This window comes from Massilibacteroides sp., from assembly GCF_028705895.1.
Lineage (GTDB): Bacteria > Bacteroidota > Bacteroidia > Bacteroidales > Tannerellaceae > Massilibacteroides.
Window position 1 is genome coordinate 1 of record NZ_JAQWCQ010000026.1, and the last position, 18,393, is coordinate 18,393.

Genomic DNA, 18,393 nt, shown 5'->3' on the forward strand with positions numbered 1-18,393 from the left:
ATTCGTAATGAATAGGTCGCCGGTTCGAGTCCGGCTTTCGGCTCATAAATTATGAAGCAGTTACAGAGATGTGGCTGCTTTTTTTATTGTCTGTTTGGAGGGTCGTTTATACCGTTTGAAGGTTTCCTGAGGTTGGAATTAAATCAAGAGATAAACCCGTGTAGCCACGAAACAACGTTTGTTTTTATTACAGATAAATTTTATCTTTATCTGACTTTATAATATAATACTGTGTATGATCAGACGTCTTCTTTTCTTTTTAACACTGTTACAACTATGTTATCCTTGCCGTTTGTCAGGTCAGAAGTCTGATTACAGGTTGTTCCACAATATCAGCTTAGGGGCGGAAGCCTCTTTTATCAGTTGTTTCCTGCAGGATACACAAGGGTTGATTTGGATCGGTACCAACAAGGGATTATTTAGTTATGATGGTTATTCCTCACAACCTCACTTCGTTTTCGGCGAACGTGTTAACACCTGGATTTATTGTGGCGTAGTGGCAGATAGTACGTATCTCTATCTGGGAGCTGATAACGGTCTGCTGATTTATAATTATAAAACAGATACTTATGAGGATCCTAAGGTTGATTTTCCTACAGATATCCGTACACTGACGTTCTATGATGACCTCTTATGGCTTGGCACGCTGAATGGACTTTATACCTATTCACCGGTTTCCCAAAAACTTACTGCTGTTACAGAGGGATTGCCGCATCAGACAATCTACTCCCTGATCAGTGCGTCTGATAATAATCTATATATTGGTACGTATAACGGTTGTTGTCGTTATAATTCCGCTGTCAGAAGAGTAGAACCAATAGAACTTCCTGTTATTAAAGGGAGAAGTAATCAGTTTGTTAACTCTCTCTTGGAAGATACCACGCGCGGTTGTCTCTGGATTGGTACTGAAGGTAGTCTTTTCAGATATGCACTTGCAGACGGACAAACGCAACGTATTGATGTCTTTCATGATAATTCAATCAAATCGTTAGCTTTAGATAGAAACGGACAATTATTGGTCGGTACTGATAACGGATTGTATATTTACCGGGAAGATAAATCTCTATCCCATCTCGTACATGACTCTCGTAACCCGCAATCTCTTTCCAATAATATTATCTGGACAATTTTCGCGGATCGCGAACATAATATCTGGTTGGGTACGGATTATGGTATTTCCATGTCAAGGCATAACAGTATATTGCGTTACATTTCAATTTCGCAGATTACCGGAACCGGTGAGGGTAATCAATTCTATTCCATGCTACGTGATGTTTATGGGACCTATTGGTTTGGAGGGACTAACGGGTTAATTCGTTTTACTGACCCTCTGGGTGAAGGACAGAATTCGATATGGTATAAGATGGGTGATCCTAAATATCCCTTGTCTCATAACCGGGTAAGGCATCTCTATGAAGATCGTGAACAACAACTTTGGGTGGCTACAGATGGAGGTATCAGCCGCTATAATCCGGAAAGTAAGCAATTCGTACATTATAATATAGTGGACAGCACCCATCGTTACAATGCAAATTGGGCATATAATCTTTATGAAGATTCGGACGGGCAGTTTTGGATAGCTACCTGTCTGGGGGGAATTTTTGTAGTCGATAAGAAGCGTCTTACAAATTCTTCTAACGAGCTGTATATGGCAGAGAAGATATACCGTACCGATAACGGATTGTCGGGCATGTTTATTAATCAGCTAATCCCAGATAAAGACGGCAATGTGTTAGCTCTTTTAAGCAGTGCTAATTGCATAGATAAGATAAATCCTTCTACAAACAGGATCTCGTCTATCACTTCGGGCAAAATACAGGAAGAACAAAAGCCCAATTATGTATTATGTAGTGATGATGGCTGGGTTTGGATCGGCTTTCCGGGAGGAGTAATGCGGGCAACATCTTCGGGAGATAGTATAGGTGTACTCCCTCTTGATCCATTCAATCATTACGAAGTGTTATCTATGGTTGAGGCAGACAGGAAAATATGGATATCCACTACCGACGGATTATGGGTTGTGGATCAGCAGACGTTGGAAGTACGCCGGTTAAGTGTTAGTGATAAACGATTTACCAGTTTGTTCTTTGATAAGAAGGAGGAGAAGTTATACTTGGGTACTGCAGATGGATTTGCGATTTCCTCACCCAATGCGTTGTTAGCTGAATACCCTGAACAGCCATTATTGTTGACCGCCCTTTATGTAAACAACCAACTTTATAAGCCCAACGTAGAACAGGCTAATCAGAGTATTCGCCGTGTAGAGCAGATAAGATTGAACTACAAACAAAATAACCTTGCTTTTGAATTTTCCGACTTACCTTATTCAAAGGAAGAAAAAAGCCGGATTGTGTATCGCCTTGAGGGAGTAGATAGTGAGTGGAATTTTCTGGCTCCAAATGCCAACCGTCTTACTTATAATAATTTGTTTTATGGCGATTATCAATTGAAAGTAAGTAAGTTGGATGCTTATGGGAAACCGTCTGAGAAAGTATATCATCTGGATATCCATATTCTTCCTCCTTGGTATTATACACAATGGGCGAAGGCCTTTTATTTCCTGCTATGCTGCGTACTGATTATTTGGACTGTTAACTTTTTTCGGGTAAAGAACCGTTTCAAGCTGGAACGGTTGGAGAAAGAAAAGATTCTGGAACAGTCGCGTGCTAAAATGGAATTTTTCACCAATCTTTCCCACGATCTCAAGACGCCTTTAAGCATGATTATTGCACCCATCAGTAAAATGCTGCCTGAAATCAAGAATCCCGAAGAAAAGAAGCAGTTAGAACAGGTTCAGCGTAATGCCATAAAACTTAATTCATTGATTCACCAAGGGCTGGATTTTAACAGAGTGGATAGTGGCAATAGCGCTTTGTTGATTTTATCACAAATTGAATTGGTTTCCTTTGTCCGGGATTTACTCGCGCTTTATACGGAGGGGAAAATAAAAGAAAAACAGCTTAATATTGTTTTTCATTCCGATCAGGAATGTCTGTATATACAGATGGACGCGATCAAATTAGAGTCTATATTAGATAATCTTTTATCAAATGCGGTGAAATACACACCGGAAGGTGGAACTATAACCCTTTCTCTGTTTGGCTCTGAAGGAGGGAAGGACATCCGTATTTCTGTTTCAGATACTGGTATCGGAGTTCCTTATCAAGATCAACCTTATGTTTTCCAACGTTTTTTTCAGTCATCAAAAACAGCAGGAAAAAAAGAAGGAACGGGAATTGGCCTTTATTTGGTGAAAACATATACGGAATTGCATGGTGGTAGCGTGAAACTGATTTCAGAAGAGAATACAGGTACAACTATAACTCTTACACTGCCGGTAGGGAATAAAGAGCAGGCTACACATATAGATACTTCCGATTCTTCGTTGGCCACCTTGTCTCCGGATGCTCCTCATATATTGATTATTGACGACAATGCAGAAGTGGCAGAGTTCATTTACCAGATTCTGCAGGCCAAATATAATTGTCGTGTTGCGGAAAATGGTAAAGTAGGTTTGGAGCTTGCCCTGGAGTTATTACCTGATTTAATAATATCGGATGTGACGATGCCTATTATGGATGGATTTGAAATGGTGCGCCGTTTAAAGAAGCATATCCCTACGAGTACCATTCCGGTTATTCTGTTAACGGCAAAAAGTGATAAGGAAACAGAACTCGAAAGTCTTCAGTTACGCGTAGAGGCATTTATCGCCAAACCATTTGAACCGGACATTCTGCTTCTGCGGGTAGAACAACTGCTTTACAATAAACAGGTTCACGAGGATAAAGCACGTATGGAAATGTTGGCTACCCCAAAGGCGATGGAGGCCGTTTCTCAAGATGAGAAATTCTTAGCAAACGTTACCCGTCTGATTGAAGAACATATTTCTGATTCCGAACTGAATGTGAATATGCTTTGTGATCTGGCTGCGATAAGTAACAAACAGATGTATCGTAAATTAAAACAACTAACAGGTATAACGCCAGTAGAATACATCAAGTCTATTCGTATGAAGAAAGCAGCCATGCTATTGAAGCAAAAAAAGTTTACGGTAGCAGAAGTAATGTATATGGTGGGCTTCTCGAATCACTCTTATTTCTCCAAATGCTTTCAGTCTGAATTTGGACTTACTCCCAAACAATATCCGTATATGGAATATTCACAAAATGAATAACAGCTCCATAGAGAAGATCAAATATATACTAATATATTCCCCTTTTGTAAGGCTTTGTTTTTGGTGTTGAAAATCAATAGAAAAATAGGTTTAAAATTATAAAGGATATTTTTGCAAAAATATCCTTTATAATTGGAAAAATAACCTTTATATTTTTTTTCTTATTACTATGAATCAAATTTTAGCTTTTTGCCAAGCTTTTGAACCGGCATGAAATATACACTGATTTAATTCCGCCAACGGGTATAATACTCTTTTTATCCATCCAACCATCATTTGAGCCTTTCCAGTGAGGGTTTGTCTGTTTTTTATCCTCTTATGTCCGAAATCTGCTTTGGGAAAAACAGGTGTTGTTCTACATTTGCCGGTATCGGGTAAAGCCTGAATTTGATTACTTGAAAAAACATATTATAATTAGTGCAACCATGAAACACATGACGTATTTTACGCTGTTCTTTAGTCTTGCTTTTGCTTTATTTGCATGTAGTAATGAAGGTAAAACAGAATCTCAGGATGATAAATCTGATGATAATGATGAGACTACGGAAATTGTATTTGCAAAAGGAGCCGATATCGGTTGGATGACCGAGTATGAAGCTAAGGGATATAATTTTTTTAATGCCGCAGGAGAGAAACGAGAATGTACTGAACTGATGAAAGAACTTGGACTTAACGCGGTCCGTCTGCGGGTTTGGGTGAATCCTGAAGAACATGATAACTGGTGTAATAAAGAGGATTTGCTGGTGAAGGCCAAGAGAGCTAAAGCGCTCGGTATGGACATTATGGTGAATTTTCATTATAGCGACTGGTGGGCAGATCCGGGTAAGCAGAATATCCCGGCCGCATGGAAATCATATACCTATGAACAGATGAAAACAGCTGTTGCAAACCATACGAATGAGGTGTTGCAATTATTAGAAGAAAACCAAATCACTCCGAAGTGGGTACAGGTAGGCAATGAAACAAGCAATGGATTTTTATGGGATATGGGACAGGCAGACAAGAATCCGAAACAATATGCCGGACTGTTTTCCGCCGGGTATGATGCTGTAAAGAAGGTCTTCCCGGAGGCTATTGTAATCGCTCATTTAGACAATGGATTTAGCAACGGACTATATAATTGGAATCTGGATATTCTGAAAAACAATGGAGCCAAATGGGATATGATCGGTATGTCTCTCTATCCTTATTGGGCAATGCAAAACACCAGTTTTAGTTATACAACAGCCGATTCGGTTATTACGGATTGCACCGCGAATATACAGAAGGTAAGTACCAAGTATAATTGTGATGTAATGATTGTGGAAACCGGAATGGAATGTGCTGATGCCAGTGGAAATCTGGCAACATCAGCTGTCCTGGCAGAGGGGAAAAGACAATTAGACCGAATCCTGAAAGAATGTATGGAGAATACTGACGGTCGTTGTAAAGGGGTATTCTATTGGGAGCCGGAATGCAAACCCAGTCAATATCGTTTGGGAGCATTTACAGAAGATGGACGTCCTACTGTAATAATGGATGCCTTCAAATAAAACAGAACTATTGTATTATGAATAAGAAACTATTGACTTCACTTTGTTGCCTTCTTTTCCCGTTGTTGGTTATGGGGCAACGTGCGGAAATTTTCCTTGATAAAAATTGGAAGTTCCTTAAAGGTGATATGCCTGATGCATCGCAAGCTGACTTTGACGATACCAAGTGGGAAACAGTTAATGTCCCTCATGACTGGGCTATCTTTGGTCCTTTTGATCGAAGTAATGATTTACAGCATGTGGCGGTTATGCAGAACTTTGAAAAACAGGCTTCTGTTAAAACCGGACGTACCGGTGGATTGCCATATGTAGGTGTAGGCTGGTATCGCACTACGTTTCAGGCCCCGACTGATAAGCAAGTGACACTCATCTTTGATGGCGCTATGAGTGAAGCGCGTATCTATGTCAACGGACAGGAGGCTTGCTTCTGGCCTTTTGGCTATAATTCGTTTCATTTTGATGCGACACCTTATATATATAAGGACGGACAACTGAATACGCTTTCTGTGCGTCTGGAAAATAAACCGCAATCTTCCCGTTGGTATCCAGGAGCAGGCTTATATCGTAATGTACGTTTGGTTACAACGGAGCAAGTTCACGTACCGGTTTGGGGCACACAACTTACAACCCCGCATGTGGCAGACGATTACGCTTCTGTGCGACTGTTGACTACGGTTGTCGGAGCGGAAAACAGGGAGGTACGTATTGTTACGAATATTATTTCTCCGGAAGGGAATGTGGTTGCCGCAAAAGACAATATTCGCAAGATAAATCACGGGCAACCTTTTGAGCAGAACTTTTTGATTGATGCTCCTTCTCTCTGGTCGCCCGAGACTCCTCATTTATATAAAGCTATCTCTAAAATTTATGTTGGCGACAAACAAACCGATGAATATACCACCCGTTTCGGTATTCGCAGCATCGAGATTGTCGCGGATAAGGGTTTCTTTCTGAACGGTAAGCATCGCAAATTTCAGGGTGTATGCAACCACCACGACTTAGGGCCGTTGGGTGCGGCTATTAATACGGCAGCCCTTCGCCGTCAACTCACGTTACTGAAGGATATGGGGTGCGATGCTATCCGTACTGCGCACAATATGCCCGCTCCTGAATTGATAGAGCTTTGCGACGAGATGGGTTTTATGGTAATGGTAGAGCCTTTTGATGAATGGGATATTGCTAAATGCGAGAATGGTTATCATCGCTATTTTAATGAGTGGGTGGAACGGGATATGGTAAATATGTTGCGCCATTACCGTAACAATGCAAGTGTTGTGATGTGGAGTATCGGTAACGAAGTTCCGACTCAATGTAGTCCGGAGGGGTATAAGGTTGCTTCTTTCTTACAGGATATTTGTCATCGCGAAGATCCGACACGTCCGGTGACATGCGGTATGGATCAGGTTTCCTGTGTGTTGGCCAATGGCTTCGCTGCTATGATAGATGTGCCGGGATTCAATTATCGTGCGCATCGTTATATGGAGGCTTATCAGAAACTGCCACAAAACATTGTGCTTGGTTCTGAAACTTCGTCAACCGTTAGTTCTCGTGGTGTTTATAAATTCCCTGTATTGAAACGTGCCGATGCTAAATATGACGATCATCAATCGTCAGGTTATGACTTGGAGTATTGCTCTTGGTCTAATGTGCCGGATAAGGATTTTGCTTTGGCAGACGATTATGCCTGGACGATCGGACAGTTCGTGTGGACAGGCTTTGACTATTTGGGGGAACCTTCTCCGTATGATACGGATGCCTGGCCCAGTCACAGTTCACTGTTTGGTATTATAGATCTGGCAAGTATTCCGAAAGATCGTTACTATTTGTATCGCAGTCTTTGGAATAAGAAGGCGAATACCCTGCACATACTTCCTCATTGGACATGGCCGGGAAGAGAAGGAGAAAATACGCCGGTTTTTGTTTATACGAATTATCCGTCAGCCGAATTGTTTGTCAACGGCAAGAGCTATGGGAAACAACGCAAACTCACATCCGAAGAAAGCCGTGCTTTGGTCGGCAAGGATTCGTTGGCTTTACAGCGCCGCTATCGCCTGATTTGGATGGATGTACCCTATGAACCGGGTGAAATAAAGGTGGTGGCTTATGATGCTTCCGGTGCACCATCCGAAGAGAAAATAATCCGTACAGCCGGTAAACCTCACCATCTGGAGGTCGTGACAGACCGCGCTCAACTTTCTGCAGATGGGAAAGACTTGGCGTATATTACGGTACGCGTGGTTGATAAGGATGGAAATCTCTGTCCGGCTGCCAATCATAAGGTGTCTTTTACGGTCAAAGGAACGGGCAAGTATCGCGCGGCTGCAAATGGCGACCCGACCAGTCTTGATTTGTTTCATTTGCCTCAGATGCCTGCTTTTAGCGGACAACTGACGGCTATTGTACAAAGCAACGAACAAGCCGGCGAGATTGTCTTTGAGGCTAAGGCTAAAGGCTTGAAAGCGGGAAAACTAATTATTTCTGTTTTAGAATGATAGTATAGAAAATTATTGTTAACATTAATTTAATGAATGCATGAAGCAAGTTAATCTTAGAATCAGTCGAACGATTCTTTCCCTAATTTTAGGGCTATTCTTGTCAATAGGCGTTTATGCACAAAACATCACCGTGAAAGGGCATATTAAAGATGCCTTGGGTGAAGTGACAGGCGCAAGTATTGTAGAAAAAGGAAATACCACAAATGGAACAATTACTGATCTTGACGGTAATTTCTCGATAAATGTTCCGAAAGGTTCTACTTTGGTTATTTCTTTTATTGGTTATAAAACTCAGGAAGTTGCAGCCGCCCCCAATGTTGTTGTGACTTTGGAGGAAGACACTGAATTACTGGATGAAGTTGTGGTTATTGGTTACGGTGTCGCTAAGAAGAACGACTTGACGGGATCTGTTACAGCAATTAAACCGGACGAAATGAACAAAGGTTTAACAACATCCGCTCAGGACATGATACAAGGTAAGATTGCCGGTGTTAATGTTGTTAATAATGGTGGCGAACCGGGTGGTGGGGCTACTATCCGTATTCGTGGTGGTTCATCATTGAATGCCAGTAATGATCCGTTGATTGTTATCGACGGACTTGCCATGGATAATTACGGCGTACAAGGACTTTCAAACCCCTTGGCTTTGGTTAATCCGGCGGATATCGAAAGTTTTACGGTGTTGAAAGACGCTTCAGCTACGGCTATTTACGGATCTCGGGCGTCAAACGGTGTTATTTTAATTACAACGAAAAAGGGACAAAGTAATTCGAAGCCTCGTATATCGTACAATGGTAATGTGTCGGTCAGTATGGTTACCAATAAACTCGATGTGCTGAATGCCAAAGAGTATATGGACCTTGTGCAAAACACCTATGGTTATTCTGATGAAGAATTTATTGCAAGTGCGGAGTATCAGACATTGGGTTATACGAATGCGCAAGGCGAACATGTTTTCGCGGATACGAATTGGCAGGATGAAATTTACCGTACGGCGGTCAATACAGACCACAACATCACCGTTTCCGGAGGTTTGAAGAATATGCCTTATCGTGTTTCTGCGGGTTACACCAATCAGCAGGGTATCTTGAAAACATCAAGTTTTGAACGTTATACGGCCAGTTTAAATCTCTCCCCGTCCCTTCTTGATAATCATTTGAAAGTAAACTTCAATGCAAAGGGGATGTATTCAGAAACAAGTTACGCCAACACAGACGCTATTGGAGCTGCGACTTCGATGGATCCTACCAAACCGGTTTATGGCGGAACAGAATTTTACGATAAAAACTTCGGTGGATATTGGGAATGGCCTGAAACTGTAGATTGGAAAGACTATGAATGGAAACATAATATTAATACGTTGGCTACCCCTAACCCCGTAGGTTTGTTAAAGAACCGTACGGATAAAGGAAAGTCGAAAGTGTTGATGGGTAATATCGAGCTGGACTATAAAATACACGGCTTCGAAGATCTCCATTTACATGTGAACGGAGGTATGGACGTTGCCAGTGGCAAGACGAATAAAAAATACAGTCGTTTTGATACGGACAATTATTATTACGGACGTGTCGGTTGGGATTCACAAGATACGTACAACCTGTCTTTGAATATGTATGCCCAATACATGAAAGATTTTGGATCAGTACATCATTTTGATATCATGGCCGGCTATGAATGGCAACATTTCAATAAAGAGTCTGATTATTATTACTATGGAACTTATCCGGACACCAATATGGAACATGCCGGAGAAATCTACAATCCGTCGGAGAACACATTATATAAGACTGAAAACTATTTGATTTCCTTCTTCGGGCGTATGAACTATTCTTTGTTTGATCGCTATTTAGTGACGTTCACTTTACGTGATGACGGTTCGTCTCGTTTCTCTAAGAAAAATCGTTGGGGATTATTCCCTTCCGCCGCGTTGGCTTGGAAGATAAAAGAAGAAGGCTTTATGAAGGATGTGGACGCCATTTCCGATTTTAAGTTTCGTGCGGGCTATGGTATTACAGGGCAACAAGAAGGTATTGGAGATTATACCTATTTTGCTTCCTATACACCCAATTCAGAGGGTGCCTATTATCCTCTTTTAGGTGAAGGCAGCACGTATCGTCCGGATGCTTATAACAGTGATTTGACCTGGGAGAAGACGACTACTTATAACGTTGGAGTTGATTTAGGCTTTCTGGATAACAGAATTACGGCCAATTTAGATTATTACTATCGTAAGACGAAAGATCTGATCAATGACGTTTATGTAGCAGCCGGCTCAAACTTCAAAAATAAAGTGACGAGTAATATTGGTTCCTTGCATAATGAAGGTTTTGAGTTTGCAATGACATGGAGAGCTGTTCAGCAGAGAGATTGGCGTTGGGAGCTGGGTTTCAATCTTACTCATAATACAAATGAGATTGATGCACTGGTGAAGAGTACGGGTGAGAAATATATCATACGTCATGGTGGTATTGCCGTTGGAGATAGTGGTTCTAATGGTATCAAAGGATATTCCGTAGGTGAGGCTGTTTCTGCCTATTACACCTATCAGCAAGTGTACGATGAAAAAGGTCAGCCGATAGAAGGTGAATTTGTGGATCGTGACGGAAATGGTATCATCAATGATAATGACCGTTATTTCTATAAGAAATCCGATCCGGATGTATTAATGGGTCTGACTTCAAAACTGATTTATAAGAATTGGGACTTTAGCTTCTCTCTTCGTACCAATTTGGGTAATTATGCCTATAATGCTGTAGAATGTAATCGTTCGGATTTGTCGGTTACAGGTATTTACTCAGGCAATGCATGGCATAATGTACCGCAAATGTCATTAGCCAAAAATTGGAGTAAAGCAGATGCGTTGGATGCTCTTTCCGACTATTTCATCCAGAATGCTTCTTTCTTAAAATGTGATAATATTACGTTGGGCTATTCTTTTGAAAAACTGTTTGGATTAAAAATCAGCGGACGTACTTATCTCACAGCTCAGAATGTCTTTACGATAACCAAGTATAAAGGTCTGGATCCTGAAATTAACGGAGGGTATGATGGTAGCATTTATCCTCGCCCTTTCATGGGAATCTTTGGTGTTAACCTTAATTTTTAATCTGTTAAAATAAGAGTAATATGAAATTCAAAAATATAAAATCATTTATTCTGCTTGCCGCTCTGATGCTTATGACGGGGTTCTCGTCTTGTGTCGGCGATCTGGATGTCGATCCTATCAATCCGCAGCAAACAATGACTTTAGATCAAGATGCACTTTTTAATAAGATATATGCAAGTTTCTGTTTGACCGGCCAGACCGGTCCGAGCGGGAATGCGGATATTGCCGATATGGACGAGGGGCGTTCGGAATTTTTCCGTATGGCGTGGAATCTGAATGAACTGACCACAGATGAAGCTCACTGGATCTGGCTCACAGATACCGGTATGGATGAAATGCTTCATAATTCTTACGGGGCAAGCGCTGCATTTTCTATCGGACTTTATTATCGGCTTTATTTTACGGTTACATTATGTAATTTCTTCCTGGAACAAGTTCCTGATGATGGAACATCATCTATGGAACGGGCGGAAATCCGGTTTATACGTGCATTACAGTATTACTATATAATGGATTTGTATGGAAATGCCGCATTTACGGAGAGTGTTTCTTCTGAATTAGCAGAACGTTATACCCGCACTCAGTATTTCGATTATATAGAAAAAGAACTGAAGGAATGCGAAACCGATATGGCGGAAGCCGGACAAAACACGTATGGCCGCGTGGATAAGGTCGCCGCGTGGAACTTATTGGCTCGGCTTTATTTGAATGCGGAAGTTTATACGGGTACTGCTCAATGGCAGAATGCGATGGATTATGCGCAAAAAGTCATTAATAACGGATATTACCGTTTGTGTACAACCGGAGCGACAAATCCTGTAACCGGTGAGGTTTATTCTGCTTATCAAATGCTTTTCTTAGCAGACAATAACACGAATGGAGCGCAATATGAAACTATTTTTCCAATACTATTTGATGGCGTTACAACAAAAAGTTATGGCGGAATGAATTTTTTGATACTTGCTTCTTATAGTTCAACAATGGATGCCACTATTCCTTCGGGAACGAATTGTAGTTGGGGGAAATGTGTCCGGGTTCGTAAACCTTTGCTTGATAAATTCTATACAACAACTCCACCTGCAGGAAAGACGATTGCTGAAATGACGGCACCGGCTAATGATGATCGTGCTCTTTTCTATGGAAACGGCTTTTCTGCTTCCATTGAAGATGAAACGGACGCAACCGCAGGCTTTGCTTGTGTAAAGTTCCGCAATGTCCGTTCGGATGGACAGTCTAATCAGGTGGTTGATTATGTTAATGCCGACCTTTCTCTCTTTCGTGTTGCCGAAGCATACTTAACTTATGCCGAAGCTTCAACGCGTTTGAATGGTACTAATGCGGACGCAAAGGAGAAAATAAATGTGCTTCGATCCCGTGCTAATGCTGCCCAACGTAATCTTTATACATTAGACGATATTTGCGATGAGTGGGCAAGAGAATTTTGGTTTGAAGGTCGTCGTCGTATGGATTTGGTTCGTTTTAATAAATATGCCGGGCAAGCATCTTACAAATGGGAATGGATGGGAGGTACTTATCAAGGCGCACAGTTTAGTGCTAACAGATCGATTTTTGCTCTTCCTGAAAACGATTTGGCGAACAACTCCAATTTAATTCAGAATCCGGGTTATTAATAAAAAAGAACAGAATATGAAAAAAGGTTTATTCACTTTGCTCTTAGCAGGGTTAGCAATATTTGCTGCATGTTCGGATGATATAGATTCTAATCCGACAATACAGCAACCAAGCACTTTTGAATTGAATATGCCTGCATTAGGAGGCAATGTCTATGATTTGGAAAATACTGATTCTATCAGACTCACCTATAAACAGCCGGAATATGGTTATACCGCGCCTGTTACGTATTACGCGCAACTTTCAGTTTCCGGTACTTGGAATGAGGCAACTTCGGTAGAATTGGATGATGCAACATATGTTGAATTAGACGGCTCTGTTACTGTTTGCGAGTTTGGAGCTGCGGCTGATTTAGTGAACAAGGCGGTAATGAAATTAGGCAATTTTACAGATGAGGGACAGCTTCCTGCTGACGGTATGCCGCTGTACATAAGAATGAAAGCAGCACTGGCTGCTGGATATGAATGCTATTCAAATGTTATAGAACTATCGATCGACCCTTATTATATTGCATTAGTCGCCGCAGATCCGGAATTGTGGTATTTGATTGGCGGTTGTATTGGTGATGGTTCCTGGGGTAGTGAAATAGGTACCGGTGTTATTCCATTATCGCCTGTTGAAGGAGCTAAATACGATGATGTAACAGGTAAAGGAGATTTGACTTACATTGGTTATTTCCCTTCTGACAAGGGCTTCAAAATTGTAAGAGTTCCCGGTGAATGGGATGATCAATGGGGAGCCGATGGGGGAGACTTTAACAAACCTCGCCTGAAAGATGCCGATGGAGAAGGCAGTGACTTCTTTGTTCCTGTAAGCGGATACTATAAGATTTCCTTGAATACAAAAGAGAATGTACTCTCTATTGTTGCAACAGATGAGCCCCGAAATGTTTATGACAAATTATTCATTTCAGGCGATTTCAATGGTTGGGGAGAGGAAACCACAATGTCTCCTGTAAACACAGTTGAAGGGGTAATAAATCATATCTGGAAATATGAACTGGATGCGACCGGTGGAGACACAACAGCAAAATTCTTGTATTCCGGCTGGACTCCTAACTGGGGAGCTGATACTTTTCCTTATGGATTTGGTGTAAATGGGGGAGCCAATGTTCCGGTAACTGCAGGAAGTTATGTGGTTATACTGAATGATATTGACGGTTACTATCATTTCTTTAGCAAATAATTCAGGAATTATAAAGAGAAACGAATATGAAGAAAAATATAATATATAGTTTGTTCTTTACAGCTCTCGTATTAAGTGGTTGTAAAGGAGATTATGACGATTGGGCAGCCCCACAAGGTTTTGATGCGGAGGAACCTGTTGATATGTCGCTCACGGCAACTTCCGTATCTTCTATCAATATGGCAGATGTGGAGTCGGAAACTATAGCCTTGTTTTCTGCAACTGCAGATATTCCAAGCGGAGCAGAAGTTACTGCTTATAAGGCAATGATTGACGGCACAAAAGAATTGGCTGTTGATATGAATGGACATGTAAATACTGCAGAGCTAACCAATACTGTTGTAGCACTTTACGGCAAACGTCCGGTAGAACGTGCTTTATCAGTTGTCGTTTATGCCAATGTAAAGAAAGAAGGTCATGGATTTCTTTTGAAATCTGATCCGGTGGCCGTGAATGTAACTTTGGCTGCACCGGATATCTCCGATGCCTATTATTTGGTAGGAGACATGTTGGATATAAAAGATACCGATGGAAATACAATAACCTCCGGTTGGAGTGCCGATGGCATGAAAGCATTCAACCATAGCGGTCAGGATGTTTACGAAGACCCGGTCTTCACTTTGGTCTTTACGGCTACCGCAGACAACCAATATTGGAAAATTATTCCCAAAAGCAATATTGATACGGACGATTTCTGGGCTAATCCGGGTGTTGTCGGAGTAGAGACAGATGGGGATACGAGCCCGGATGGTACTTTAACTAATAAAGACGCAAAGGCTGGTCTGATATTGAAAGCGGGAATGTATAAAATGACTCTGAATATGATGGATTACACCTATACTATTCAAGAACTGTCTTTTGAAGAGTTCATTTATATTCCGGGCAACCATCAATCTATAACAGCTTCCTGGGCTGTAGAAAATGCTCCCGCGCTTCGTTCACCCGGCTATGATGGCGTATATACGGGTTTCAGTTATCTGAATGAGAACTTTAAGTTTACAAAAGCGCGTAATTGGGATGCTGAATATAATTGGAATGATTTTACAACTGTCAGTGACGGTCTTATAAATGATGAAGGTACTAATATCAATATGACTGTTCCCGGATTTTATTATATTGAAGCAAATCTTCCGGATGGAAAACTAACTGCATCAGCCGTTTCATGGGGAATTGTCGGCCCTGCTACATCGGCCGCTTGGGATGCAACAGTTGCTCCGGATATGATTTGGAATCCGGCAGATGAATCCTGGTCGATTACAGCCGAATTAAATGTAGGAGAGTTGAAGTTTGTTGCAAACAAGGATTGGGGAATTAATTTAGGCGGAACCAAAGATGATCTATCTCAGGATGGTGAAAATCTTAAAATAGATGAAGCGGGAACATATACAATTAAGCTTTATACCACTCGTTGTGCTTCGGATAAGATTTATTATACTATTGAAAAGGTTCAATAGAAAGTAATTCCTTTCAGTATTTTTTAAATTCACAATCAGCTGTATCACAGTTGTATATGTTGTGAAGCAAATAATCGGCCCAGATCCGATTTTAAGATCGTAAACAATCAAGCAGTTACAGCAATATAACTGTTTGATTGTTTTTCTTATTATATAAGAGCTTATGTGCCACTGTATTTCTTACAAATTAATAGAACGTTAAAGAAAGGAGAGAAACAGAATTAACTTTCTGTTAAAAAAAACATATATTTGCATTGATACCGTATGTTAAAGAGTTAGCATGCAGTAAGACATAGAATTAAGAGTACGTTATTGAAATTATCCTTATCAGTCAAATCTCGCAAATTTTTGAAATGGTATGAGGATGATAGCAACAACGCTCACGTCTTTGGTATATACTTATCTTGAACATAGATAATATATATATTGGCGTGGGCTACTGTTGTTTATCCATACCAAAGGGTTTTGCGAGAACCTGATTGATAGATAAACAGAATACAGTTCCCACGCTTTTTTATTTATTATCTATACCAAAAAGTGTTTATCAATTTCTTAATCTAATAAAATATCTAATGGAACAGTCAGTAGATTCATTAAAAAACAGAGAATTAATTGAGCTAATGTTAAGAACCCATGCAAGTATGTTGGATTTAATTCAGGTAGTAAGTTCGTCTGACAAAAAAGATTCTAAAATCAAGGATCTCATAGAAAAGATGAGCGAATGTGTGAATGAGTTATTTCTAAAAAGTAAAGACTTACGAAAGGACGAATGTTTGTATATTCAAACCTCTTTTGAAGGCAAACTAGTGTCTCTAACAAGTGCAAAAATTGGTTTTATAGATTTTATTCAAAGCTTTGAAAGAAAAACCGGAGAGAAATTTACCTTAAGAGTATAAACTCAGGAGTTTATACTCTTAAGGTAAAAAGTATTTTTTTTATGGTTGTTAAACGTATTGCTCCTTAAAACAAAATATGTATATTGCATGAGAAAAGTTGATGATTATGAAACGAATATGCTTTGTTTTGTTTTTCTTGTTGTGGGGAGGGTTGTTTTTGTACGCCCAGTCTGATTTTACTTTTATGTTAAATAAGGAGGGTAAGATTATTGCTTTGCCTAAATATGTTGAGTTTAATTTTAATATACCTGAGTTTTCATATAAATCTTATACGCCGGCTTCTACTCGTATGATTACTGAACAGCTTAAGACGTACGAACCGGGGACTACAACAAAACTGGATGAACGGCCAATGGACATGCAAGTAATGTCGGGGGCATATAAACCTTATTATGATGAATTTGCTCTTATGAAAAAGAGAGTTTCTCCTACCGTTTTTGATTTTGAAGAAGTGGAGTTCTTTCCCTTAAATGAAAATCTTATGTTTTCAGTTGCCGGCCAACAGCAAACATGGATGGGATTAGGAGGACAGACTTCAATCAACCCCGACTTAACCTGGCATAGCGGACCTTGGGAAATTGGAGGTGGTGGGTATGTCGCGCGCTATTTCACGCCGTTCAATATGAGTCCCGGATTAGTTTCAGGAGCAAATACGCATGCAAGTTTTCAGGCCACAGACTGGCTTAAAGTGAGAGCTTGGGGACAATATGCCGGCTACGCAAACAAAGAATGGAGCAACCCGCATATGGCGATGAATCCTCTTTTCTATCATAATAATATCGGTGGTGCTTTAGAATTTAGACTTAACAAGGATTTAAGTATTGGTGCGGGAATGCAATATGAATTTAACCCGATGAAAAATAAATGGGAACGACAGTTTTTACTCTTCCCCATCTTCCATTAAGTTGCGATTTACAATAATATCCTGAATTGATTCATTATACGCAAAGACAAGTCCGAATCCATTATTTACATTAGAATAAGTGTTCAGAAATTCTCTTGAAGGAGCCAATTGAATACTGCCAACGCTAAACGATAACAGATTGCTTTGTTTATAATAATTGTAATAATCTTCTGTTATGGAGATTAGTCTAAGCCGGTATTTAGCCTTATTATCTTCTTCTTTTGTTGTGTAATTGTAAAAATAGGTAGAAAAAGAAAGCCGTAGAATATATTCTTTTCCGTTGAATAAATTATCTGAAAAAATACCATAGTAATTCTGTCTGGAACCGTTTAATATATGCATCGGCAGATCAGTCGTGAACACAATATCTTCATAATCAACCATTACGTTATAACTCCCGTAATCATACACATATTCTTCGTAGAATTGGTTCGTGCGGGGAGTTACAGATCCATCTCCTTCGTCCGACATTTGACTCTTCAGTATCGCCCGATAATAATTATTCTCCTGAGGTTTGTCTTTTAGCTTAATGTATAAACGCATTTTTTCTTGGTTAGAATAGCCTGACAAATAGCGAACAGTATCAACCAAGAGCATCTCAGGAGCTTCCGGAATTTTTATTTCCGCTGAAACCGTTTCGAACCCGATCGCTTCTGCCTCCAATCTTACTCTATCTCCGGTTGCAGGTTTTATTTCAGGAAGTGAATAAAGCCCTTTAATTAGTTCGCCGTAATATCCATCAGTCTCCTCTTCCTTTTCCTTTATCATATTTCCTTTGAATTCGTTATTGATATAAACACGAATGGTAGGAGGTGTTTTCAGTTCCAAATCTTGCAGAGAGCTTCCTGCAGCAGCAGACTGAGTCAAAAAGGCTGTTATCTCTTGTCCCGGTTTAATGCCTGCATTCAATACCAATTTGGGTTCGCCTATTTTTATCTTAATAGTATCTTCCTTCACACAAGAAAGGAAAATCAGAAGAAAAGACCAGAAATAAAGTTGCTTATATCCTTTCATT

10 protein-coding genes are annotated in these 18,393 nt (G+C 40.3%); 9 read left to right on the forward strand and 1 reads right to left on the reverse strand.

Translation table 11 applies throughout. From position 1 onward, the window contains the following. Positions 1-235 precede the first annotated feature (235 nt). The 9 genes from PHT93_RS08145 (at position 236) to PHT93_RS08185 (ending at position 17,378) form a co-directional block, all read left to right on the forward strand. Positions 236-4,174: a hybrid sensor histidine kinase/response regulator transcription factor gene (locus PHT93_RS08145; RefSeq protein WP_300241626.1), complete on the forward strand. Its 3,939-nt coding sequence runs from the start codon at positions 236-238 to the stop codon at positions 4,172-4,174. Positions 4,175-4,599: 425 nt separating this feature from the next. Next, positions 4,600-5,706 carry a glycosyl hydrolase 53 family protein gene (locus tag PHT93_RS08150; RefSeq protein ID WP_300241629.1) on the forward strand — a complete coding sequence of 369 codons (1,107 nt, stop codon included), beginning with the start codon at positions 4,600-4,602 and terminating at the stop codon, positions 5,704-5,706. A gap of 17 nt (positions 5,707-5,723) precedes the next feature. Then, complete coding sequence (locus PHT93_RS08155) at positions 5,724-8,198, forward strand: glycoside hydrolase family 2 TIM barrel-domain containing protein (RefSeq protein WP_300241631.1); 2,475 nt, start codon at positions 5,724-5,726, stop codon at positions 8,196-8,198. 40 nt (positions 8,199-8,238) lie between these two features. Beyond that, the gene (locus PHT93_RS08160) at positions 8,239-11,307 is read left to right on the forward strand and encodes a TonB-dependent receptor (RefSeq protein WP_300241633.1); all 3,069 of its coding nucleotides are present in this window, start codon (positions 8,239-8,241) and stop codon (positions 11,305-11,307) included. 20 nt (positions 11,308-11,327) lie between these two features. Further along, entirely contained in the window at positions 11,328-12,938 is a 1,611-nt protein-coding gene (locus PHT93_RS08165; protein WP_300241635.1) for a RagB/SusD family nutrient uptake outer membrane protein, read from the forward strand. Positions 12,939-12,954: 16 nt separating this feature from the next. After that, on the forward strand, positions 12,955-14,124 hold the full coding sequence (locus PHT93_RS08170) for a SusE domain-containing protein (protein ID WP_300241637.1): 1,170 nt from the start codon (positions 12,955-12,957) through the stop codon (positions 14,122-14,124). A gap of 26 nt (positions 14,125-14,150) precedes the next feature. Next, on the forward strand, positions 14,151-15,578 hold the full coding sequence (locus PHT93_RS08175; protein WP_300241639.1) for a DUF5115 domain-containing protein: 1,428 nt from the start codon (positions 14,151-14,153) through the stop codon (positions 15,576-15,578). Positions 15,579-16,150: 572 nt separating this feature from the next. After that, positions 16,151-16,474 carry a hypothetical protein gene (locus tag PHT93_RS08180; protein WP_300241641.1) on the forward strand — a complete coding sequence of 108 codons (324 nt, stop codon included), beginning with the start codon at positions 16,151-16,153 and terminating at the stop codon, positions 16,472-16,474. Positions 16,475-16,580: 106 nt separating this feature from the next. Next, the gene (locus PHT93_RS08185; protein WP_300241643.1) at positions 16,581-17,378 is read left to right on the forward strand and encodes a hypothetical protein; all 798 of its coding nucleotides are present in this window, start codon (positions 16,581-16,583) and stop codon (positions 17,376-17,378) included. Here the strand turns inward: PHT93_RS08185 and PHT93_RS08190 are convergent. Further along, the gene (locus tag PHT93_RS08190; protein WP_300241645.1) at positions 17,355-18,392 is read right to left on the reverse strand and encodes a DUF4249 domain-containing protein; all 1,038 of its coding nucleotides are present in this window, start codon (positions 18,390-18,392) and stop codon (positions 17,355-17,357) included. The genes PHT93_RS08185 and PHT93_RS08190 overlap by 24 nt on opposite strands. Position 18,393 lies beyond the last annotated feature (1 nt).

Coding starts and splice junctions, on each gene's coding strand:
- PHT93_RS08145 (WP_300241626.1), top strand. CDS start 236: ATGATCAGACGTCTTCTTTTCTTTTTAACACTGTTACAACTATGTTAT.
- PHT93_RS08150 (WP_300241629.1), top strand. CDS start 4,600: ATGAAACACATGACGTATTTTACGCTGTTCTTTAGTCTTGCTTTTGCT.
- PHT93_RS08155 (WP_300241631.1), top strand. CDS start 5,724: ATGAATAAGAAACTATTGACTTCACTTTGTTGCCTTCTTTTCCCGTTG.
- PHT93_RS08160 (WP_300241633.1), top strand. CDS start 8,239: ATGAAGCAAGTTAATCTTAGAATCAGTCGAACGATTCTTTCCCTAATT.
- PHT93_RS08165 (WP_300241635.1), top strand. CDS start 11,328: ATGAAATTCAAAAATATAAAATCATTTATTCTGCTTGCCGCTCTGATG.
- PHT93_RS08170 (WP_300241637.1), top strand. CDS start 12,955: ATGAAAAAAGGTTTATTCACTTTGCTCTTAGCAGGGTTAGCAATATTT.
- PHT93_RS08175 (WP_300241639.1), top strand. CDS start 14,151: ATGAAGAAAAATATAATATATAGTTTGTTCTTTACAGCTCTCGTATTA.
- PHT93_RS08180 (WP_300241641.1), top strand. CDS start 16,151: ATGGAACAGTCAGTAGATTCATTAAAAAACAGAGAATTAATTGAGCTA.
- PHT93_RS08185 (WP_300241643.1), top strand. CDS start 16,581: ATGAAACGAATATGCTTTGTTTTGTTTTTCTTGTTGTGGGGAGGGTTG.
- PHT93_RS08190 (WP_300241645.1), bottom strand. CDS start 18,392: ATGAAAGGATATAAGCAACTTTATTTCTGGTCTTTTCTTCTGATTTTC.